The sequence below is a fragment of the Enterobacter cloacae complex sp. GF14B genome (assembly GCF_004136805.1).
In the GTDB taxonomy this organism is placed as follows: Bacteria; Pseudomonadota; Gammaproteobacteria; order Enterobacterales; family Enterobacteriaceae; genus Enterobacter; species Enterobacter hormaechei_C.
On record NZ_QFRV01000411.1, the window covers coordinates 1 to 813 of the forward strand.

General features: G+C 62.7%; 2 protein-coding genes. Both read left to right on the top strand.

Features of this window, described 5'->3' with window-relative positions; all coding sequences use genetic code 11:
- Positions 1 to 341, top strand: a 341-nt coding sequence (locus DD606_RS25810) for an acetolactate decarboxylase (RefSeq protein ID WP_139158418.1), incomplete at its 5' end; no start/stop codon positions are given.
- 58 nt (positions 342 to 399) lie between these two features.
- The coding region (locus DD606_RS25815; RefSeq protein ID WP_255573136.1) for a thiamine pyrophosphate-binding protein at positions 400 to 813 on the top strand (414 nt) is incomplete at its 3' end.

Sequence of the window (813 nt, forward strand, 5' to 3'; positions counted from 1 at the left end):
ACACCCGCACCGTACCGCGCCAGACGCCGCCGTACCGGGCGATGACCGACGTGCTGGATGACCAGCCGGTGTTCCGCTTTAACCAGCGCGAGGGCGTGCTGGTCGGGTTCCGTACCCCGCAGCATATGCAGGGGATAAACGTGGCGGGCTATCACGAGCACTTTATCACCGACGACCGTCAGGGCGGGGGCCACCTGCTCGACTATCAGCTGGAGAACGGCGTGCTCACCTTCGGCGAAATCCACAAGCTGATGATTGACCTGCCCGCCGACAGCGCGTTTTTACAGGCCAACCTGCACCCCAGCAACCTTGATGCGGCTATCCGCGCCGTCGAAAACTAACAGGAGAACTACCGTGAACAGTGAAAAACAGTCACGTCAGTGGGCGCACGGCGCCGATATGGTTGTCGGCCAGCTGGAAGCGCAGGGTGTGAAGCAGGTGTTCGGCATACCGGGCGCAAAAATCGACAAGGTCTTTGACTCCCTGCTGGACTCCTCCATCGAGATTATCCCGGTGCGTCACGAGGCGAACGCGGCGTTTATGGCGGCAGCGGTAGGGCGGCTAACCGGCAAGGCCGGAGTCGCGCTGGTCACCTCCGGGCCGGGCTGCTCCAACCTGATCACCGGCATCGCCACCGCCAACAGCGAAGGTGACCCGGTGGTCGCGCTGGGTGGGGCGGTGAAGCGGGCAGATAAAGCGAAGCTGGTGCACCAGAGCATGGATACCGTCGCCATGTTCAGCCCGGTGACCAAATACGCCGTGGAGGTCAATTCGCCTGACGCGATTGCCGAGGTGGTGTCGAACGCGTTTCGC